Raw genomic sequence first — 20,034 nt, 5'->3', positions numbered from 1 at the left:
TAAGGGCGCACCGCAGACGAGTGCGCCTTTATTATCAATCGCTTACGCCGCCAGTGCGATTGCTTTGGCATTGACGAGTTCATGCATCCCGAACCCGCCGTGTTCGCGGCCAGATCCGCTGTCTTTCACACCGCCAAAGGGCATTTCGGGCGTGGCGAGGTTGAAGTGGTTGATGAACACCATCCCGGTGTCAAAGTACGTCTTCGCCAGCTCGACCGCATGCTTTTCATCTTTCGAGAAGATGCCGCCGCCCAGTCCTAAACGGCTGTCGTTGGCGATCCGCATCGCGTCTTCGTCATCCTTTGCCCGAATGACAGAGGCCACGGGGCCAAACAGCTCTTCGTCATAGGCAGGCTGACCCGGTTTCACGTCGGTAAAAACAGTCGAAGGATAGTAATATCCTTTACCGTCCGGCATCTCGCCGCCCGTCGCAATCTTTGCACCGGCTTCCACACTGTCGCGCACCTGCTGATGTAGGGTTTCGCGCAGATCGGACCGTGCCATCGGGCCCAAGCCTGTGTCTTCCTTCGTCGGATCCCCCAGAATGATATCCGACATGGTCTTTACGAAACCTTCAACAAACTGGTCATGGACCTTGTCGGCGACGACGAGCCGCTTGGCGTCCACGCATGTCTCGCCATTGTCATAGAGGCGCCCGGCCGCAAATGTCTTGATCGCCAGATCAAGGCCCGCATCTTCAAGCACGAGATAGGCATCGTTCGACCCCAGCTCCAGAACGGTTTTCTTGAGGTGCTCGCCCGCCGTCTTGGCGACAACGCTGCCAGCTTTTGCGCTGCCGGTCAGGGTCACACCCCGCACCAGGTCATGCGCGATCAACTTGTCCGACTGATCATGATCAATGGTCATGACGGTGAAAAGATCCTTGGGCAGGCCAGCAGCTTCGTAGATATCCCGCAGCATAAGGCCGCTGTCAGTGCAGTTCTCCGCGTGCTTCAGCAGGACACCATTGCTGGCCGTCAGTTTCGCGATGGAATAGTGCACCGCCTGATACATCGGGAAATTCCAACGCTGGATGCCGGAGATCACGCTGGTCGGCGAATATGTGACAATGCCTTTTCGGCCATCCTGCAGGGCGCGTTCCTCATCGGCCCGAACCTGGGGGCCCTGATTGGCGGTGTAGGCGCAAATCCCGGCACACAGGTCAATCTCGTCGCGGCTGTCAGACAACAGCTTGCCCACCTCGGAGGTCATCTACTGCGCGAACTCCTCCTTGCGCGCGGTCAGCTCTTCGCCGATGCGCGCGATGGTCTGTGCCCGCTCGTCCAGCGTCTTCAGCTTCCGCGCAGAAAAGGCCGTGTGACACTTTTCCAGTGCTGCGAGCGATGTCATCCTCGAACATGAGAGGATAGCTGTTCAAATCGGCTTCGGTGGCCGGGTTCACGGTTTTGAGTGGTTGCCGGCTCATGATGAGCGCTCCTTTCGTCATTCGTTTGACTATGAGACCCTCTGCCTGGGGGAGGAATATGTTCCCTATGCCCCTGTCACGGTCGTGAGAGCACCCGAACCGACGTGCGCACGAGCCATCGGCCTCAGTCCCTCCCCAACCATATGGGATGTATCGCTTGGCGCATGTTTTGGCGCTGTCTCACTGGCCCAAGGATGAGTGCAATGCGCAATTCTGGGGTTCACCCCGACGCGCTTCGCCGTATTCAGGAAGTCAGAAAAACCACAGCGATGATCCGCAAAAATGCGACGCCTTTTGCAAGGCGCCGCATCCATGCCAGGCGAACGCCTCGATTCAGGTGATGCGTTGAATGCTGGCGGCGATTTCGTCCATTTCAAACACGCCTTTCCAGTCGTCGCGCATCAGCGCGGGCTTGCCGAACTCAATCGCCTTGTTGCACGCGTCGGAGAACTGGCCGTCGATCTCGTCAAAGATCACCGCGCCGAGGATGTTCATATGCCCCAGCAGGAAATCGCGGGCGCAGTCATAGCTGACACCACGCGCCACGACCTCGTCCATGGCCTCCCGCATCACCATCAGCAGCGAGGCGCAGACAGTTTCCGATAGACCCGGTTCCAGCAGGGCCATCTGTTCCACCGTTACGCGATAGCTGCGCGCGACCGGGGCATAGATGGCTTTCGCAACGGTCTCTCCCAGCGCGTAGTGCTCTTCCGGCCCCTGCATAAGCGCGTTCACCACGCCCTGCTGCGCGGCGACACCGCCAAAGTGGTCGTTGCGCCCGGCCTCCGTGCTTTCGTTGTTGAAGATCGGCGGATGGCAGGGATGCGTCACGAAATAGGTGATGTCATCGCGCTCTGGCAGGTGCCCGGCGAAGGGCGCCGCCGCATCAAGGATCACAATCACCGTGCCCGGCGCGACCTGCGGCACGACCGAAGCCGCGACCTTGCCGATCACCGTGTCCGGTACGGCAAGGATGACAACCTCGGCCCCCTCCAGACCACTTGCCGCGTCGACGGCATCGACGCCGACTTCGGCCTTCAGACGCGCCTTTCCAGGTTCACTGATCTCAATATGGCTGACATCGAAATCCGTCTTCGCAAGATTGCGCGACAGGCGGACCCCCATTTTGCCGCCTGCCCCGAAAAGCGCGACTTTGGTCATTTTGGTTCTCCTCCGGTGGGGTTGTTTAACTGGTATGATCAGATAATATGCATGAAGTAATGTCAACAGGTGTCCACAAGGACGCAGGAGGAAGACCATGGCGCCACGACTGGCTTGGCTGGGGGATGATTTCACGGGCTCAGCCGCAGTGATGGAGGTGCTGGCCTTTGCCGGTCTGCGCGCGGTGTTGTTTTCTGGCGTGCCAACGGACGCGATGGCCGCGCGCTTTGCCGATGCGGATGCGGTTGGCATCGCCACCACCGCCCGGACCGAGACACCCGACCAGATGCGCGCCAGCCTGCCCGATCCGCTGGCTTGGCTGGATCGCAAAGGGGCCGAGATCCTGCATTACAAGGTGTGCTCCACCTTCGATTCCGCACCGCACAGCGGCAATATCGGCACGGCCATCGACCTGTGTTTGCAGCAGCGCGCATCGGACGCCGTGCCCATGGTGGTCGCCGCGCCCCAGATGAGGCGCTATCAGGCGTTTGGGCATCTCTTCGCGGGGACCTTTGACGGTGTGTTCCGGCTTGATCGCCACCCGGTGATGTCTCGTCATCCGGTCACCCCGATGCAGGAAGCCGACCTGTTGCGCCACCTCGCCAGACAGACCGACCTGCCCTCTGCGCTCATCGACCTTGAATCGCTCTGGTCCGATGCCGGCGCCAGCGCGCTGCAATCGCATCTGGACGCTGGCGCGCGCATCCTGTCCCTCGACAGCATGGACCCCGCCAGCGAAGAGGCCGTGGGTCGCCTGATCTGGGAAAACCGAGCGCGCCTGAGGGTGGCTGTCGGATCGCAGGGAGTGGAATACGCACTGGTGCGGCACTGGCAGCGCAGCGGCGAGATCGCCCCCGCCCCATCCGTGCAGGGCGCTGGCGCAGTCTCGCAAATCGCCGCCGTTTCCGGGTCCGTCTCACCCTCTACCGCGCAGCAACTGGCCTGGTCGGCGGCAAACGGCTTTGCCGTGATCGGTTTCAACACGGTCTCCGTGCTGGGGGACGCCGCCGCGCAGGAAGCCGAGATCGACCGCTGCATCGCCGCCGCCACGCAGGCCGCCGCTCAGGGGCACAGCCCTCTCGTCACCTCCGCCGAGGGGCCGGACGACCCGCGCGTGGCCACCTTTCGCGCGGCCCTCGCGACATCTGAGCTGTCCTCAGACACCGCAAACGCGCGCATCGGCCAAGCGCTTGGCCGTGTGCTGGACGGTGTGCTGCGCGCAACGGGCATCCGACGCGCAGTTATCTCCGGCGGTGACACATCGGGCCATGGGATGCGCGCCCTGGGGCTTGAGGCCCTTGAGGCCCTCGCCCCCACCATCCCCGGCGCAGCGTTGTGCATTGGCCACGGCGGCAGCGCCCACGACGGTCTGCAGATCGCGCTGAAGGGGGGCCAGATGGGCAGCGAAGATTTCTTCGGCTGGATTCGCGACGGCGGGGGGCCGCGTCAGGCGTCGGAGTGATCCTCCGGACTGCCGTGCGGCTCAAACGACACGCGAGACCGTTCGAGGTGCCGGCGCATTTCCTCGGTGGCGCCCGCGACGTCGTGGGACTCGATGTGATCGACGATCTTGGCGTGTTCTGCCAGCGTCACGTCCTCGCTGCCCGAGCGGTGCAGCAGGCTGACGTGATATTCGAACAGCCAGCCCAGCATGGCGTCGGACACCGACAGGATGATCGGGTTGTTCGCCAGTTCTGCCAGCTTGCGGTGAAATGCCATGTCTGTGGCGATAAAGGCCGTGGCATCGCCCAGCATGTTGCGTTGCCGCTCGATCAGGGCGCGCAGGTCCGCCACGTCGGCCTCGGTGGCGGTCTCGGCAGCGACGCGTACCATGCCCAGCTCGAACATTTGCCGCGCATGTTTGAGATGGTCGAGATTGGCCGGGGCGCTGTCCAGCAGCAACCGCGCCAGCTCGTCCGACTGAGTCAGCACGCTGCCTGCCGTCAACTCGTTCACGCGCGATCGCTCGCCATGGCTGATGGTGATCAGCCCGCTGTTGTGCAGCGACTGCATCGCCTCGCGCACTGCTGGGCGTCCCACACCAAAGCGTTCCATCAGCGCGCGCTCTGACGGCATGTAGTCGCCGGGCTTCAGCTCATGCGTGCGGATCATCTCGTGCAGGCGTTCCAGCACCTGCTCCGAGAGCTTGCGGCGGACGATCTTTTCGTGACCGGGCTTTGCGGAACTGTCCATGGCGCTGGCTCTCCTGAAGGTCCCGGCCTCTGTGGTGCGGGACTGGTCATCTTTGGTGACGAGTACCCTATGCCCCGTCAAGGCTCAATGCACAGGCGTCGCGCCCCTGTCGCGATCAGCGGGGCTGGCGGATGTCGTGGCCAAAGGGCATCAACCCATCTATCGGTCGGTCCGTCAGGTTGGCCCTCAGCAGGACACGGTCGGTTTCAAGGATGGCCTGCCCGCCTGTCACCTCCGCCCGCACAAGCCGCTGACCGGCCATGGCCGACATGGCGCGCAGCACCGTCGGCAGCGGGCCGGGATTGCCCACCACTCCGCGCGGGCCATACAGCGATGCAGGCGTCCAGACCGCGACGTCGAAGGGCGCAAGCGCCGCCAGCAGCCCCACCGCATACGCTGCCCCAAAGGCGCCGCGATGGCGCGGGTCGTCATTGCTCATGCAGACGCGCCTCCCATCGGGATTGGGGATTGTGCGCGTGCCGTAGGGGTTCTGACGCATGGCGATGGTGGCAGGGCCGATGCGGTAAGGCCGGTCGCCGATAATCGCCCGCGCCGACCGCGCGATATGCGGCACCGCCTCCAACGTCTCCATGACCGACAGATCATCGGCGGCGTGAACGATCGGACACAACCCGTGGCTGATGAAATCGAGCATATCGACAGGGGGCCGCTTGCGGTTCAGCTCTGTGAACAGGCTCGCCATGCCCCCGCCGTGCGGCAGATCCGGAAAGGCCGTCGCGATGGCCGCGTGGACCTCCTCCAGTGGCGGACACGCCGGCCACTGTGATCCCGGCGGCGTCGACTGGCGATCCACGGACGGGCAGCCAAAGACCGAGACCGGGGCGAAGCCGCTCTGCGCCATGGCGCGCGCGTGATTGGACAGCTCCTCTGCCGGGGTCTGCACGCCATCGAACCGCCCGATGAGTTCGAGGTCAAAGGCAACGCCCACCGCCGCAGCCTGCGCGGCGGCAAAGGCCCGCATCTGTCCGGCCACGTCGCCCAGCGTCGCATCCACGTGGCACAACAGCCGCTGCGGCTTCACCACGTTCAGATCGTCGGGCCATGCAGCAAGGCACTGCGCGTCCTGCGCCGTCAGCACCAGCGCCAATTCCGGCACATGGGCCGGCGTCGCGGGCCGCGCCACGGGGCGCGCTTTCGTCTTGCAGGCGGTCCAGCTGACCTCGACCGCCTGCTGCACTTCTTCCCCATCGGGCAATTCGTAGGGCCACGGCAGTGCCAGCGGCCGATTGTAGGTCTTGAAAGATGCATCGCCCCACTGTCGTTGATCTTCCATCTCGAAGGTATCGCCAGACAGGGCACAGCGCACGCGCAGGCCGTTGGCCTCATGCTCCAGCGCCGCGATGTTTATGAAGGGCTGCCAAGGTTCGATCAGCTCGGGAAAGCGGCTCTCCTCGCCCCGGCCATCCGCATGGGTGACGCGCGCGGGGCAGCCCGCGACGCCCTCGATCGGATGCAACACGGTGAATCCCGCACGGTTGGTTTCAAATGCGCCATGCGCCCGCCCCTCGCCGGTGACCGTCAAGCCATCCGCCTGCAGCGTCACGTGGACCGTCACATCCAGCCGCCCTGCGCCGTTGACGAAACGCAGCGGCCAAGACAGATGCAGCGCATCCCCGTCATGCCGCCGCTCCACCACGCCGACGTCCGCCACCAACGTGCCCCAGTCCCGGTCCCGCGCAAGAAAGGCGATGGAGCGGATGACCTCCACGCCGCCGACGCGGAGATGGCGCAGCGCGCCCGCCTGCAGGGTCAATGCAACGTCACCATGTGTGATCGTTTCGATGGGCGCTGGCGGCTCTTCGGTGCCGTAAAGATCCCTCAAAGTTCTGACAGCGCGACGCTGCGCCTCTCCGCTGCCGACAGGTAGGCCGCCTCCACCAGGGCAAATGTGCGCAAGTTGTCCTGCCCGGATGTCTCCGGCGCTGCGCCGCTGCGCAGACAATCGACAAAGTGCTTCTGGATCAGCAGCACGCTTTCCTGAATGTTGTGCCATGGCTGTTCGGCCCAGGGCAGAACCGGCGGAGCCACATCGCGCACCGCCTCCGTCGCCCCCTGCACCGTCAGCCGATACCCTGCGTCCAGCCGCAAAGTACCGCCGGTGCCGTCGATTTCGAGCAGCGTTTCGGGGAAGGTCTCAGGGCGGCGCTGCGTGGCATAGGAACAATCCACCACCGAGGTCACGCCCGACCCGTGCGACAGCAGCATGGTGGCCACGTCCTCGCCTTTGATCGCCGGGTTGATCCGCCGCGTGGTGGCGCTGATCCGGTCCACGTCGCCGAAAAGCGCGCGGGAAATGTCGAGGATATGAATGCCCAGATCTTCGATGATGAACCGCGTGCCTTCTGCGAGATACGGCTGGCCGGAGAACACGTCATAGCCCGACCGGAATGATACCCGGCCAAAGAACGGGTCGCCGATGGCCCCGCCGCGGATTGCGTCGATGGCCGCGCGCACTGCCGATTGCCAGCGGAAATTCTCATGCACCATCAGCGTTTTTCCCGTGGCGGCGATCGCCTCCACCATGGCCCGCGCATCGCCCATGTTCAGGGCAAAGGGTTTTTGACAAATGACATCCACCTGCGCCGCGGCGGCCATTTCCACCAGCGGGCGGTGCGATCCCACCGTGGTGGCGATGTCGACGAAGTCAAACCCGCCTTCCGCGAACATCTCTGCCGCGTCGGCGTGCCGGCGTGCGATGCCGAACAGCTCTCCTGCCTCCGTCAGGCGGGCCTCGTCCTGGTCACAGATGGCCACGATCTCGACGCCATCTATGTCGCGCCATGCGTGCAACTGGTTGCGGGCAAAGAAACCGCAACCGATCAGGGCACCTCTCATCTCGATCCTCCCTTATTTGCCGACCGCAGCCTGTGCCTGCAGCGCGACCTTGGCCTGCACCTTTTGTTGTGCCTGGTCCAGCACCACGGCCGCGATGATGACAATCCCCTTGATCACGGTCTGCCAGAAGGCCGAGACCCCCATCATCACCAACCCGTCCGACAGCACCCCGATGACGAAGGCACCCACGATGGTGCCACCGATGCGTCCGCGCCCGCCGGACATGGACGTGCCGCCCAGAACCGCCGCCGCGATGGCGTTCAGCTCGAAGGTATCGCCGGTCGCAGGGTGCGCTGCAACCAGCTGCGAGGAGATGATGATCCCCACCAACGCCGCGCAGAAGCCGGAGAACATGTAGACGAAGTACTTCACCTGCGTGACTTTTACGCCGGACAGGCCCGCCGCCCGCTCGTTGCCGCCCACCGCGTAGATGAACCGCCCCAGCGGCGTGCGCCGCGCGATGTAGGCGGCCAGCAGCCCCACGGCGATCAGCATCCAGATGGAAATCGGCACGCCTAGGAAATCACCCGATCCGATCATGCGGTAGCTGGCCGACCCATACTCGGGATTGCCGGTCAGGTTCGGAAAGGTCTCGCCCTCGCTCGACAGCATGGCCGCGCCGCGTGCGATATACAGCGTGCCCAGCGTCGCAATAAACGGCGCCACGTTGAGCTTGGTGATCAAAAAGGCGTTCAACGCCCCGATTGCGATGCCCACGCAGGCCACGAGAATGCAGATCTCAAGCGTGTTGAACTGGATCGACCAGCCCAGGCCAAAGTTCATCCCGTTGAGCAGCAGGTAGCCCGCCACCATCCCGCACAGTCCGACGATGGAGCCGACCGAGAGGTCGATGCCGCCTGAAACGATGACAAAGGTCATGCCGATGGCCAAGAAGGCGTTCAGCGCCACGTGTTTCGACATGATGACCATGTTCGCCGCCGACAGAAAGTTTGGCGCGAAAATCGAAAAGAACATGAAAACAAGGATCAGCGCGATGAAGGTGCGCGCCTTCATCACCAGCAACAGCGTCGAGTTTGTACCGCCCATGGCGGAATTTGCAGTCATGTCGGTCATTTCTCTTTCCCCTCTGCGCCGCGCGGCGCCGATGCCGTAACGAGCGCCGTTTCCGTGGCGGTCTCATGGCTGAATTCTCCGGTGATGCGGCCTTCGGCCATCACGATGATGCGGTCCGACAGGCTCATGACCTCCTCCAGATCAGAGGTGACGAAAACGATGCCGAGACCATCGGCCGCCAGTTGACGCATGACGCGAAACACCTCGGCCTTGGCACCAATGTCGATGCCGCGCGACGGCTCGTCCATCAGCAGCACGCGCGGCCCCGTCATCAGCGCCTTGGAGATCACGACCTTCTGCTGGTTGCCCCCCGACAGTGCCGACACCTGATGTTCGGGCGAGGCGATCTTGATCACCATGCGCTTGACAAAATCCGCCACGCGGGTGCGTTCCGCGCCGAGATCCATGTCGATGCCGCCGCGCGTGATCGCGCCCAACGAGGACAGCGTCATGTTCTCGCGGATCGACAGGATCTGTACCAGACCGTCGTGCTTGCGGTCCTCGGGGATCAGCGCCAGCCCGTGCGAAATGCGATCTGACACGCTGGGTTTGCGCATCTTCCTGCCCGAGACATGGACCTCTCCGGCGGCATGCTGATGCCGCCCCATGATGCATTCCAGAAGCTCGGTGCGCCCGGCCCCCATCAACCCGTAGATCCCCAGGATCTCGCCCTCGCGCAGTGAAAGCGACACACCGTCCACCACAAAACCGCCAGAGCTGTCGGGCAGGCGAATGTTCTCGACCCGCAGCGCCTCCGCGCCGAAGGGATGTTCGATTTCCTTGGCAAAATCCTTGGAGCTGTCGCCGATCATGTTCCGCACGATCCAGGGAATATCGACCCCTTCCATCGACTGCGCGCCGGTGATGACGCCATCGCGCAGGACCGTGATGTAGTCACCCACGCGGATCAGCTCCTCCAGCCGGTGCGAGATGTAAACGATCCCGACGCCCTCGGCCTTCAACTCGTCAATCACGCGGAACAGGATTTCCACCTCCGTGCTCGACAGGGCCGAGGTCGGCTCATCGAGGATCAGGATACGAGCGTTGCGCGCAAGGCTCTTGGCAATCTCGACGATCTGTTGCTGCCCGACCTTCAGGTCACCTACCAGCGTGTCCGGGGCGATGTCATGTTCCAACCGCTGCATCAGCGCACGGGTTTCGGCGTGTTGCGCCGCGCTGTCTATGTCGATGCGCCCGCGGGTCTTTTCATGCGCCATAAAGATGTTGTCCGCCACCGACAGGTTCGGAAACAGGTTCAACTCCTGGAAGACGATGCCGATCCCGTGGCGCTCTGCATCGTCGGTCGACGACAGGTGCACCACCTCGCCGTCCATGCGCACCTCTCCCGAGGTCAGCTGCTCCACCCCGGAGATGATCTTCATCATCGTCGATTTGCCCGCGCCGTTCTCGCCCACCAGCACGTTCACCGCGCCCATGCGCAGGTCGAAATCCACATCCTTCAGCGCAACGGTGCCGGGGTACACCTTCGTCCCACCCCGGATGGACAGGCCCACGGGATGCGTCGTCTCTGCCGTCAGGTCCGAATGCGCGGTCATGGCGTGCCCATCGTCAACGCGGTCGGCACGATTTCCGGCGTGTCGGTGGCGCTGCGAAGAGTAAAGACGCCGGTAAAGCTGACGGTCTCGCCCACCACGTCGCCCTCGGGCTTGGTCAGTCCGCTTGCCGCCTGATCGTTCATCGCGCGGGCGAGCTTGGCAAACTCGATCTGGTCCCGGAAATCGGTGAACACGATAAAGGGCATGGCATCGCGCAACGCGGTGCCCCGGATCACGGGGCCAAGTTGCAAGGTCACATCCGCCGCGCCGTCGCCGTCCATGTCCACCTGCATCTTGGCGGCGCGACTGTCCAGCCGGGCTTCCGTCACCGTGCCACTTCCGGTCACTGCAAAATTCCACGGGTTGGCTTCACCATCGGGGCGCAGGCCGTAAGCGGCACCGGCGGCGTCGATCCCCTCTGCCAGTCGGTTGCGCAGGGTGTCGTAATCCACCGCGTTCTCGGCGATGACGGGCTGCACCTGGCTCTCCCAGGCCTCGGCGACATAGGCGGCCATGCGTGCCTCGTCGGTCTGGGGCACATTGGCCGTGTCAGCGGGATCGGGGTCGGGCACGATCTGACAAGCTGTCGCCGTCAGCGACAGGCAAACCGTGGCCACCATGGAAATGGGGCGCATGAGGGTATCCGTAAGTCAGGGTCGGGGCGGCGCAAGACCTCTCGCGCCGCCGGTCGTGATCCGCGGGCGGATCAGTTGGTGGCGGCATCCGCCAGTGCAAAGGTCTCCAACCGGGCGGCATTCTCTTCGTTGATCAGAACGCAATCCATCAGCTGCTTTTCCGGCTGTCCGGTGGACCCGGTCTGCAGGTACTGGTCCGCCTGTTCGACGGCCAACTGCGCCTGTCGATAGGCCGGCTGCAACACGGTCGCCTTGATCCCACCGTTCAGGATGGAATCGCGCACATCATTCGATCCATCGAAGCCCACGACGATCACCTCGGTGCGCCCGGCGGCCTCCAGAGCGGCCCATGCCCCCATGGCCATGGTGTCGTTGCCACAGATCACGCCCTTGATGCCGGGATTCGCCTGAAGGATGGTCTCCATCTTGGCGTAGCCTTCGGTTTGGGACCAGTTGGCCGACTGCTGCGCGACCATTTCCAGATCCGGATACTGGTCGATGATGTCATGGTAGCCCGCCGACCGGATGCCCGCATTGGTGTCCGCCTCGCGGCCCAGAAGCTCCACATACGGGCCCTCTTCGCCCATCAGCATGACGAACTCTTCGGCCCCGAGCTGCGCGCCCTGGTAGTTGTTGGACACGATCTGGCTGACGGCGATGCCGCTTTCCTTGATCTCACGGTCGATCAGGAAGGACGGAATACCCGCGTCCTTGGCCCGCTGCACCGGCGCGACGGTCGCATCGGCGCCTGCATTGTCAAGGATGATGGCCTGCGCACCGCGCGCGATGGCCGTGTCGAACATCTGCGATTGCTTGTTGGGGTCGTCATCATGCACCAGGACCAGCGTTTCATACCCCAGCTCTTTTGCGCGTGCCTCTGCGCCCACGGCCTCTGCCTTGAAAAACGGGTTGTCGTGGCTCGGCGTGATGATCGCGATCAGCCCTTTTTCCTGTGCCTGCGCGGCACGGACAGTGGGCAGAACGGCGGTGATGGCCAGCCCGGATACGAATAGACGGCGTGTAATGCTCATGAATGTCTCCTCCACCGATCAGACGGCCCGGCACGGACCTTCCTCCCTGATCGCCTTCAGCCTGTTAGATGATTATCGCGTTGTCAACAGGTATGATGAGTATTACTGTTCGATCCAAGGAGGAGCCAGCCATGACCGACGAATTCATCCGCGTGACCTATCGCATCGAATGCCCCGACAGCGTGGAGGCCATGGCCGCCAAGATCGCGTCGGATCAATCCACAGGCACCTTCACCGAACTGCCGGGCGAAACCGATGCCGTGCGCCGGCGCTGCGCCGCGCGGGTCGAAAGCGTCACTCCCCTGCCCCCGGCGCAGACACCCGGCTTCCCAAGCGACGCGCCCGGACCGTTCAATCGCGGCGACGCGGTGATCGCCTACCCGCTGGAGGCGATCGGCACCGACATCGCCGCATTGATGACGGTCACCGTCGGCGGTGTTTACGCGGCACGCGGGCTGACAGGCGTGCGGGTGATGGACTTCGACCTGCCCCAGGCCTGGGCCTGCCACCCTGGCCCGCAGTTCGGCATCGCCGGATCGCGTCGCCTGATGGGCGTAACCGAGGGGCCAATGATTGCCTCTATCATCAAGCCGTCGCTGGGACTGACGCCAGAGGACACCGCGCAAGTCGTGGCCGAACTATGCGAGGCCGGGGTCGATTTCATCAAGGACGACGAAAAGATGATGAACCCCGGCTACGCCCCGCTGAAGGCGCGGGTGGATGCCATCATGCCGGTCATCGAAGCCCACGCACACAAAACCGGCAAGCGGGTGATGTATGCCTTCGGCATCTCTTCCGCCGATCCCGACCAGATGATGCAGGCGCATGACTATGTGGCTGATCGGGGCGGACAGGCCGCCGTTATAAACATCAATTCCATCGGACCCGGCGGGATGAGCTTTCTGCGCAAACGGTCTCGCCTGTGTTTGCACGCGCATCGCAACGGGTGGGATATCCTGACGCGCCATCCGGCGCTGGGGATGGAATTCCGCGCCTATCAGAAGCTCTGGCGGCTGATGGGTGTGGACCAGTTTCAGATCAACGGCATCGCCGCAAAGTACTGGGAACCCGACGAGAGTTTCGTGCGCAGCTTTCATGACGTGATGACGCCCATCTTCTCCGAGGCCGACCGCCCGCTGCCTGTGGTGTGCTCCGGTCAATGGGGCGGTCAGGCGGTGGAAACCTACCAGCGCACGGGCCAAACACTGGACCTGATGTATCTCGGCGGTGGCGGCATCCACGGGCACCCCATGGGAGCTGCCGCCGGGGTGCGCGCCATCCGCCAAGCCTGGCAAGCGGCGGCCGAGAGCGAGACGCTGGCTGACAAGGGCGCGCACAGCCCCGAGTTGCGCGCTGCGTTGGAAAGGTGGGGCTGAAGCCCTCGGCCCCAGATCCGCGCGCAGCTTTGACATGCGCCCCGATTTCGAAGTCGCATCGTCAACGCGCTGTTCAACTTCGCGGCATTGGTTTGCTCAAAGACCTCGTTGTTCGGCTTTGACAAGTCATATTCCGCTGCTCTGCCTACTCAAAATGGCGCGGAGATTGGACTCGCTGCGGCCGTTGCGCTCAAAGGCCGCGCAGACGGTCGAACAAAGGCCCGAAACGCCTTGATCTCGCCGAAGCGGAGAAGCGCCCTGCCCGATGCAATCATTTTTGCGGCGGGCGGAGCAGCGGTTGCAGTCCACGCACGACCGCTTCGATTAACACCCAGTCGCGCTGAATGGCATCGCGGCGGGTTCCAGACCGACTGGCGTGTCAGCGGCTGTGCGAGCATGTCGAAGGCGCGTTACGCACCACGGCTGATTCCATGTCCGGGTGCAAAATCAGGGGCGTCTGACAGCTGAGTTGAAAGACGATTACCAGCCGGAAGGGCGGGGAGATTTCGCCGCCAAACCCTCCAGCCCAGGCTGCCTTGGCTCTCATCCGCCTGCATGCAAGTGCCTTGGGGTGGTCGGTTTGGATTGAGAGGCCACGGCGAACCCATCAAGCTGACCCTGACGATACCAGCATAGGGAACGAAGCACTCGTCGATGGGACAGCTCGCAATGCATGCACCGCCTAGTTTCTCACTTCTTCGGGCCGATCACTCAATAAGGGTTCAAAACTGATCCGGTTATCGGCGGCATACTACTCGCCATGAAACTGAAAACAGCCGACTGAACTATACCGCTGGTCACCATTCAATAAGAGGCGATCACCGTCTGACCGAACCCGGTTTCAGTGTTCTCGTCATAACAGCTGGATTGCACGACAGAATCGCCGGGGTCACCAGCAAACGAACAGTTGGCAAAAAATCATCGTCGACATGAGCAAACTCATAACAAGATGCAGATCTCTCCGCTTTTGCAAAGGCTTGTGGCCGGCGGCCCTGTCACGGTCAAACCCTACGAGTGTGATCGTCGCGAACGCCTCGCGGGCATGGTAGACAAAGGCTGGGACATCTTGCGCAGGACGCTGATGGTGGTTGAGAACACTAATCCGCGTGTTTTCGAAAGCTTGTATCGGCGCCCAAAACCCTGACCCGGGTATATCCTGTCTGCCTCTTAGAAGGACCGGGGCCTCATGACGTTGGCGCTCTATTTTTGTGTCGAATTGCCTTGGAAAACTGGATCCGAAAGTAAATTTTTCATTCCTTCTTAACCGCCGGCACATACGCTGAGGCTTTTCGGGGATGATGCTCTGCATGGTAATGGAAGCGCTTTCCGGCCCCGATCTGGGCAAGAGTGGCTTTCAAAGTGGTGCAAAAATCTTCTTCGACGATGGCAACCCAGACCTGTGTGCGTTTGACCATTTCGAGGTCGAGTTTGCCAAGGCCGAAACCATTGGACCTTTGATAGTGCAGAAAGATGACGACATCTTCACGCGGGACCCCGGCTGGTCAGAGGGGCATCGTGGCAAGATCGCAGCCGCCCTGAGTTTCACGTCGCGGTTTGACGCCGTATGTTTGCGCCCTCAAGCGCCACACGGAGGACAACTTCCTCGGTCAAGACGTCGTCCAAGGCTTGCCGGAAACGATGCCCATGTTTCGCGGATCGAACAAGGTGACCGGCCCGGCGAAAGGCACCTTTCTCACAATACCAGCAAGGACAGCCACGCCGCATGGGACGTCGGTTTATTCTGGGGATCTTCCCCTATGTGAACCCACCAACGCCGCCAAAGTATTAACTTGTATCTCGGGATCGAAATCATGACCAAGCACTTTCTCTTCACGTCAGAATCCGTGTCAGAAGGGCACCCGGACAAGATCTGTGATCAGATCTCCGATGCCATTCTGGACGCTTACCTGGCGCTCAATCCTCAGGCCCGCGTCGCCTGCGAAACGCTGGCGACGACCAATCACATCACCATCGCAGGCGAGATCAAGGGGGCGGAACTCAGTGAGGCTGAAGTGGACGCCATTGTGCGTGGCGTGATCCGGGACATCGGCTACGAACAGGAGGGGTTCCATTGGCAAACTGTGGAGATCGTGAACCGGCTCCACAGTCAATCGGCGGACATTGCGCAGGGCGTCGATGCTAAAACAGGTGAGGAGGAAGGGGCCGGCGATCAGGGCATCATGTTTGGCTACGCTTGTTCGGAAACCCCGGAGCTGATGCCGGCGCCGATCCTTTACGCGCACAAGATCCTTGAAACCCTGTCGCGCGATCGAAAGGCCGGTCTGCTTCCCGAACTCGGGCCTGATGCGAAGTCCCAAGTCACCTGCCGATATGAAAATGGCCGGGCAGTCGGCGTTGATACTGTGGTCGTCTCTACCCAGCACGGTGAGGGCGTGTCGCAGTCGGCCGTCGAAGAGATCGTGCGACGCTATATCGTCGCCGCTCTGCCCGAAGACTGGGATCTGGAAAAAGCGCGCGTGCTGATCAACCCCACGGGACGTTTCGTGGTTGGGGGGCCGGATGGCGACACCGGCCTGACGGGACGCAAGATTATCGTGGACACATATGGCGGCGCGGCTCCGCACGGAGGCGGTGCGTTCTCCGGCAAAGATCCGACCAAAGTGGATCGGTCGGCCGCCTATGCAGCACGCTACCTGGCAAAAAACGTCGTTGCAGCGGGGCTTGCCGAACGCTGTCAAATCCAGCTTGCCTACGCCATTGGCGTGGCGGCGCCCGTGGCGCTTTATTGCGAGACATTTGGCACTGGCCTCGTGTCCGAAGCGGCGATCGCCAAAGCCCTGCGTGAATTGATGCACCTTACGCCGAGGGGTATTGCTTCACATTTGGGGTTGCGGCAACCGATCTACCGGGACACGGCCGCCTACGGGCACTTTGGACGCACCCCCACCGACACCGGCTTTAGCTGGGAACGCACCGATTTGGTGCACTCTCTCAGGGCGCGTTTCCCGACGCTCTTGGCTGCCGAGTAGACCGCGCTCGACGTTGGTCAAGACAGGTGTGCGCCCTGAAGCGCGCGGCAGGTTCCTGACACTCTTGACCTGCTGGACCATTGCGCGTCCGGCCAGACACTCCGTTTGCCTGCCGGCGGCAGCAAGTAGCCGGTCACCAGCCTGTGCGGGCGCCGTGTAAAACCGGCCCCGCCCGAGCTGCACGCCGGACATATCAACGTAACCAAACAGGTGTCAAAAGCTGATCGGCAGGTCTCAAGTGTGCCTTCGGTGTCTGTTTGCGCGGTGTGTCGAAATACTCAGATCGCGCCGTTTCAACAACCTCGAACCAAATTCGACCATCTGCTTATTCGGATGAAATGCTCCTACTAGAAGGTCTAGTAAGATACCGTCATCGTTAGGATTAAAATGCGTATTCAAGGCCGGAGGAAAGACGGCTTTAGAGTTGTATGCAAGCCTCGGTATATCGGGTGCAGAATTCGTGACCCCGATGGATAGCCCCTGATATCGATTCTGGCAGATCTTTAGGAACTGGCAGACAAGCATCGACGTGGTTCTCTCGCCCGCCCGTCTGACGCCGCCAGCCTTTTCCGTGCGCGCCATCACTGCCGGCTTTCGGAACAGAACCTTTCCGCACAGGCCAGCCCGCCGGTCTGTAAACGGTGATCACGGAGATAGTGCAGCTCGACAAGATGAGGTGTCGCAATTGCTCAAGAGTTTGCAAAGCGACGATCTGGTCACCATCGCGAACTATGATATGGATCGCCGTGAGAAGCGGATTGGCCTTGAAAAAGCTCGTGAACGCCGTCCTGATGGTCGAAAAAGTCGACCATGAGTGGGGCGACTATTCATATCGATTGGGGTCGGGGGCCGCCGCTGCGACCGGAGCGGCGTCGTGCCACAGGCAGGCTGTCTGAGGGGAGCCTAAGAGCATTTTGCAGCTTACTGATACGTTTTACAGGCGCACCAGCGGCGAGGAGAGACCGCGTGACTGTTCAAATTCCCTCGCCAGGCGTCGCGCTTTCTGTCAGTCCATGACGAATTCGCCGCCACTTTCCACCCAAAGTGCCACCGCCTGACTGCAAAACCGCAACGACACGCTCGATTTACACACGCGGCCTGCGGATTGGCCATACCGCAGATATGACTGCATGCGGGAGTTCGATACCTAAGCGTGGCCTCGGGCGACCATCATGGCAAAGCCCACCACATTGCGATTTTCTTTTGCGGAGGCTGATATGCCCAAATCTCCGGCGCCAGAAACGGCGCGTGAATTCAACCCTGACGAGCGTGCCGCGCTGTACGACATAATAAATGCGCGACGGGATGTGCGAAACGAATTCCGCTCAGATCCGTTGGACGAGGCCGCTTTGCGGCGCGTGCTGGAGGCGGCACATGCGGCGCCCTCGGTGGGCTTCATGCAGCCTTGGAATTTCATTCTGATTCGCGAGATGGCGCAACGCGAAAAGGTGCAAAAGCTCTTTGCCGAGGCCAATGACGAGGCAGCCGAGATGTTCCCCGATGAACGTCGCGACGCCTATCGGGCTTTGAAACTTGAAGGCATCTGCAATGCCCCTTTGAACATTGCCGTGACCTGCGACCGGACGCGCGGCGGCAAGGTGATACTGGGGCGTACGCACAACCCTGAAATGGACGTATATTCAACGGTTTGTGCCGTCCAAAACATGTGGCTCGCCGCCCGTGCAGAGGGCATCGGAATGGGCTGGGTCAGCATCTTTGACCACGAGATACTGAAGCAGATTCTGGGTATCCCGGAACATGTCGAACTGGTGGCGTATCTCTGTCTGGGCTATGTCGACAAGTTGTTCGATCAGCCTGAACTGGCCGCACGCGGATGGCGTCAGCGCCTGCATCTGGACGACCTCATCATGCAGGAACATTGGACCGACTGACACAACCGATCGTGTCGACAGGTTGCAGGATCAACGAAAAAATCTCCGACACCCCGATTGACAAGCGCATCAGTTTCGAACCAATTGCACGTGTGTTGGTGCCTGTGAGAACAGGTGAAAAGGGAATGTGCGGCCCTCTACTCTGGAGGGTTAAGCACAGCCGCCCCCGCGACCGTGACCGGAAAGGTTGTCCAAAGCCACTGGCGGAAGCCGGGAAGGCAGGACCGCCGCCGGGCCTGAGGCCCGATATCCGCAAGCCGGGAGACCTGCCAACGCAAACCGAGTGTAACCGGACGGGGTGTTCCGGTGACGGAGTGCGCCCTGGCAACAGGACTCTTCCGCCATCTGACCCGCGTCCCATACAAAATGGGACCGAGGATATGACCACAGCTGGCTCAGTTCAGCCGCGCGCAGAGCTTCTGGTCTGCATCAAATGTCGATGCGGACAGGACCTACCTGCCGACGCGCGACGCCCCGGACAGATGTTGTTTGACGAGATCGCCAGCCGCCCCTGTCCCGAGGGCCTGACCGTCACGCCTGTCGAATGCCTTCAGAACTGTGACCATGGCTGCACCATCGCGCTGCGCGGAGGCGATGCCCGCTGGACCTATGTTTTTGGCCGCGTCGATCCAGAGGTGCATCCGGACATGATCCTCGATGGTGCCGCGCAATATCACGAAAGCGCTGAAGGCATCATCCCGTGGCGGCAACGCCCGGAGCATTTCAAACGCAATTGCATCGCCCGTATCCCCCCTGTTTCCATGCCCGAGGACGCCTGACATGACCGAACTTTCAAAGCTACCCGTCACCGTGATCACGGGATTTCTGGGGTCTGGCAAAACGACCCTGATTTCCCACCTGCTGCAAAACCCCGGCGGGCGCCGGCTGGCTGTCGTTGTCAACGAATTCGGCGATGTGGGTGTGGATGGCGAGATCCTCAAGGGCTGCGCCCTGCCCGACTGTCCGGCGGAAAACATCATGGAGCTGGCAAACGGTTGCATTTGCTGCACCGTTGCGGATGACTTCATCCCCACGATCGAGGCACTGATGGCGCTGGAGCCGCGTCCCGATCATATCCTGATCGAGACATCCGGCCTCGCCCTGCCGAAGCCGCTGCTGAAGGCCTTTGACTGGCCAGACATCCGGTCGCGTATCACTGTGGACGGGGTAATCGCGCTCGCCGATGCAGAGGCAGTGGCCGCCGGGCGATTTGCGCCGAATGTTGCAGCGGTCGACGCGCAGCGCCTGGCAGATGACAGCCTCGATCACGACACCCCTCTGTCGGAAGTTTTCGCGGATCAGATCGCCTGCGCGGACATCATCTTGTTGACCAAGCCCGACCTTGCCGGACCTGATGGTGTGGCAAAGGCAATGGCCCGGATCGCGCAGGACACGCCGCGCGCGCTGCCAGTGGTCGAGGTCGCCGAAGGCGCCGTGGACCCGCGCGTGATCCTTGGTCTTGGTGCTGCGGCAGAGGATGACATTGCTGCGCGCCCGTCTCATCACGACGATCATGACGACCACGAGCATGATGATTTCGAGTCCATCGTTGTGGACATCCCCGAACTGGCGGACCCGGCGCAGCTTGTGACCGCCATCGAAGGACTTGCGCGGGATCACAACATCCTGCGGGTGAAGGGATACGCCTCCGTGGCGGGCAAACCGATGCGCCTTCTGGTGCAGGCTGTAGGCGGTCGCGTGCGGCACCAGTTTGATCGCGCCTGGCGACGGGATGAGCCGCGACAGGGCAGGCTGGTCGTGATTGCTGAACATGACAACATCGACGCGCAGGTCATTGGCGCGGCCCTGACCCCTGCCCCACAACTCGCTCAGTAGCGCACTCT

General features: G+C 62.1%; 17 protein-coding genes and 1 riboswitch. Of the genes, 7 read left to right on the top strand and 10 right to left on the bottom strand.

What is annotated here, in order from left to right:
• Positions 1–42: 42 nt before the first annotated feature.
• From GGQ68_RS17535 to GGQ68_RS17530, 3 genes are all read right to left on the bottom strand, one after another.
• Positions 43–1,212: an aldehyde dehydrogenase family protein gene (locus GGQ68_RS17535; RefSeq protein ID WP_343055974.1), complete on the bottom strand. Its 1,170-nt coding sequence runs from the start codon at positions 1,210–1,212 to the stop codon at positions 43–45.
• Positions 1,213–1,350 (bottom strand): hypothetical protein, encoded by a 138-nt coding sequence (locus tag GGQ68_RS24725; RefSeq protein WP_343055973.1) that lies wholly within the window; start codon positions 1,348–1,350, stop codon positions 1,213–1,215.
• A gap of 409 nt (positions 1,351–1,759) precedes the next feature.
• Complete coding sequence (locus GGQ68_RS17530) at positions 1,760–2,587, bottom strand: phosphogluconate dehydrogenase C-terminal domain-containing protein (RefSeq protein WP_221235623.1); 828 nt, start codon at positions 2,585–2,587, stop codon at positions 1,760–1,762.
• Positions 2,588–2,684: 97 nt separating this feature from the next.
• Here GGQ68_RS17530 and GGQ68_RS17525 point away from each other — a divergent pair, with 97 nt between their 5' ends.
• Complete coding sequence (locus tag GGQ68_RS17525) at positions 2,685–4,049, top strand: four-carbon acid sugar kinase family protein (RefSeq protein ID WP_183968289.1); 1,365 nt, start codon at positions 2,685–2,687, stop codon at positions 4,047–4,049.
• On the opposite strand, the gene nanR is transcribed toward GGQ68_RS17525, so the two are convergent.
• The 7 genes from nanR to GGQ68_RS17490 all read right to left on the bottom strand — a co-directional run bounded on the left by nanR (position 4,034) and on the right by GGQ68_RS17490 (position 11,932).
• Positions 4,034–4,780, bottom strand: a complete 747-nt coding sequence (gene nanR, locus GGQ68_RS17520) for a transcriptional regulator NanR (protein ID WP_183968287.1) — start codon at positions 4,778–4,780, stop codon at positions 4,034–4,036. The genes GGQ68_RS17525 and nanR overlap by 16 nt on opposite strands.
• A 115-nt stretch (positions 4,781–4,895) precedes the next feature.
• Positions 4,896–6,623, bottom strand: coding sequence for a D-apionate lactonase family protein (locus tag GGQ68_RS17515; RefSeq protein ID WP_183968285.1), 1,728 nt, complete (start codon positions 6,621–6,623; stop codon positions 4,896–4,898).
• On the bottom strand, positions 6,620–7,636 hold the full coding sequence (locus GGQ68_RS17510) for a Gfo/Idh/MocA family protein (protein WP_183968283.1): 1,017 nt from the start codon (positions 7,634–7,636) through the stop codon (positions 6,620–6,622). The genes GGQ68_RS17515 and GGQ68_RS17510 overlap by 4 nt, the downstream gene beginning before the upstream one ends.
• A 12-nt stretch (positions 7,637–7,648) precedes the next feature.
• On the bottom strand, positions 7,649–8,710 hold the full coding sequence (locus GGQ68_RS17505; RefSeq protein WP_183968281.1) for an ABC transporter permease: 1,062 nt from the start codon (positions 8,708–8,710) through the stop codon (positions 7,649–7,651).
• Complete coding sequence (locus GGQ68_RS17500) at positions 8,707–10,266, bottom strand: sugar ABC transporter ATP-binding protein (protein ID WP_183968279.1); 1,560 nt, start codon at positions 10,264–10,266, stop codon at positions 8,707–8,709. The genes GGQ68_RS17505 and GGQ68_RS17500 overlap by 4 nt, the downstream gene beginning before the upstream one ends.
• Positions 10,263–10,901: a DUF2291 family protein gene (locus GGQ68_RS17495; protein ID WP_183968277.1), complete on the bottom strand. Its 639-nt coding sequence runs from the start codon at positions 10,899–10,901 to the stop codon at positions 10,263–10,265. The genes GGQ68_RS17500 and GGQ68_RS17495 overlap by 4 nt, the downstream gene beginning before the upstream one ends.
• A 71-nt stretch (positions 10,902–10,972) precedes the next feature.
• Positions 10,973–11,932 carry a D-ribose ABC transporter substrate-binding protein gene (locus tag GGQ68_RS17490; RefSeq protein ID WP_183968275.1) on the bottom strand — a complete coding sequence of 320 codons (960 nt, stop codon included), beginning with the start codon at positions 11,930–11,932 and terminating at the stop codon, positions 10,973–10,975.
• Between the two features lie 131 nt (positions 11,933–12,063).
• On the opposite strand from GGQ68_RS17490, the gene oiaX reads away from it, so the two are divergent.
• The 6 genes from oiaX to cobW all read left to right on the top strand — a co-directional run bounded on the left by oiaX (position 12,064) and on the right by cobW (position 20,026).
• The gene (gene oiaX, locus GGQ68_RS17485; RefSeq protein ID WP_183968272.1) at positions 12,064–13,308 is read left to right on the top strand and encodes a 3-oxo-isoapionate-4-phosphate decarboxylase OiaX; all 1,245 of its coding nucleotides are present in this window, start codon (positions 12,064–12,066) and stop codon (positions 13,306–13,308) included.
• A gap of 1,307 nt (positions 13,309–14,615) precedes the next feature.
• A complete protein-coding gene (locus GGQ68_RS17480; protein WP_183968270.1) occupies positions 14,616–15,071 on the top strand; it encodes a hypothetical protein in 456 nt (151 codons plus the stop codon).
• 45 nt (positions 15,072–15,116) lie between these two features.
• The gene (gene metK, locus GGQ68_RS17475) at positions 15,117–16,298 is read left to right on the top strand and encodes a methionine adenosyltransferase (protein ID WP_343055980.1); all 1,182 of its coding nucleotides are present in this window, start codon (positions 15,117–15,119) and stop codon (positions 16,296–16,298) included.
• Between the two features lie 1,217 nt (positions 16,299–17,515).
• Positions 17,516–18,190, top strand: a complete 675-nt coding sequence (bluB, locus tag GGQ68_RS17470; RefSeq protein WP_183968266.1) for a 5,6-dimethylbenzimidazole synthase — start codon at positions 17,516–17,518, stop codon at positions 18,188–18,190.
• Between the two features lie 79 nt (positions 18,191–18,269).
• A riboswitch (cobalamin riboswitch) is annotated at positions 18,270–18,478 on the top strand.
• A 92-nt stretch (positions 18,479–18,570) separates the two neighbouring features.
• The gene (locus GGQ68_RS17465) at positions 18,571–18,969 is read left to right on the top strand and encodes a DUF1636 family protein (RefSeq protein WP_183968265.1); all 399 of its coding nucleotides are present in this window, start codon (positions 18,571–18,573) and stop codon (positions 18,967–18,969) included.
• A 1-nt stretch (position 18,970) separates the two neighbouring features.
• On the top strand, positions 18,971–20,026 hold the full coding sequence (gene cobW / locus GGQ68_RS17460) for a cobalamin biosynthesis protein CobW (protein ID WP_183968263.1): 1,056 nt from the start codon (positions 18,971–18,973) through the stop codon (positions 20,024–20,026).
• Positions 20,027–20,034: the final 8 nt, after the last annotated feature.

Origin of the sequence: Sagittula marina (assembly GCF_014196795.1) — a bacterium.
Lineage (GTDB): Bacteria > Pseudomonadota > Alphaproteobacteria > Rhodobacterales > Rhodobacteraceae > Sagittula > Sagittula marina.
The sequence above is the reverse complement of the archived record's forward strand: the minus strand, read 5'-3'. Positions and strand labels throughout refer to the sequence as shown.

Coding starts and splice junctions, on each gene's coding strand:
- GGQ68_RS24725 (WP_343055973.1), bottom strand. CDS start 1,350: ATGACATCGCTCGCAGCACTGGAAAAGTGTCACACGGCCTTTTCTGCG.
- GGQ68_RS17505 (WP_183968281.1), bottom strand. CDS start 8,710: ATGACCGACATGACTGCAAATTCCGCCATGGGCGGTACAAACTCGACG.
- GGQ68_RS17535 (WP_343055974.1), bottom strand. CDS start 1,212: ATGACCTCCGAGGTGGGCAAGCTGTTGTCTGACAGCCGCGACGAGATT.
- GGQ68_RS17500 (WP_183968279.1), bottom strand. CDS start 10,266: ATGACCGCGCATTCGGACCTGACGGCAGAGACGACGCATCCCGTGGGC.
- GGQ68_RS17525 (WP_183968289.1), top strand. CDS start 2,685: ATGGCGCCACGACTGGCTTGGCTGGGGGATGATTTCACGGGCTCAGCC.
- GGQ68_RS17490 (WP_183968275.1), bottom strand. CDS start 11,932: ATGAGCATTACACGCCGTCTATTCGTATCCGGGCTGGCCATCACCGCC.
- bluB (WP_183968266.1), top strand. CDS start 17,516: ATGCCCAAATCTCCGGCGCCAGAAACGGCGCGTGAATTCAACCCTGAC.
- nanR (WP_183968287.1), bottom strand. CDS start 4,780: ATGGACAGTTCCGCAAAGCCCGGTCACGAAAAGATCGTCCGCCGCAAG.
- GGQ68_RS17510 (WP_183968283.1), bottom strand. CDS start 7,636: ATGAGAGGTGCCCTGATCGGTTGCGGTTTCTTTGCCCGCAACCAGTTG.
- GGQ68_RS17530 (WP_221235623.1), bottom strand. CDS start 2,587: ATGACCAAAGTCGCGCTTTTCGGGGCAGGCGGCAAAATGGGGGTCCGC.
- GGQ68_RS17465 (WP_183968265.1), top strand. CDS start 18,571: ATGACCACAGCTGGCTCAGTTCAGCCGCGCGCAGAGCTTCTGGTCTGC.
- GGQ68_RS17480 (WP_183968270.1), top strand. CDS start 14,616: ATGGTAATGGAAGCGCTTTCCGGCCCCGATCTGGGCAAGAGTGGCTTT.
- oiaX (WP_183968272.1), top strand. CDS start 12,064: ATGACCGACGAATTCATCCGCGTGACCTATCGCATCGAATGCCCCGAC.
- GGQ68_RS17495 (WP_183968277.1), bottom strand. CDS start 10,901: ATGCGCCCCATTTCCATGGTGGCCACGGTTTGCCTGTCGCTGACGGCG.
- cobW (WP_183968263.1), top strand. CDS start 18,971: ATGACCGAACTTTCAAAGCTACCCGTCACCGTGATCACGGGATTTCTG.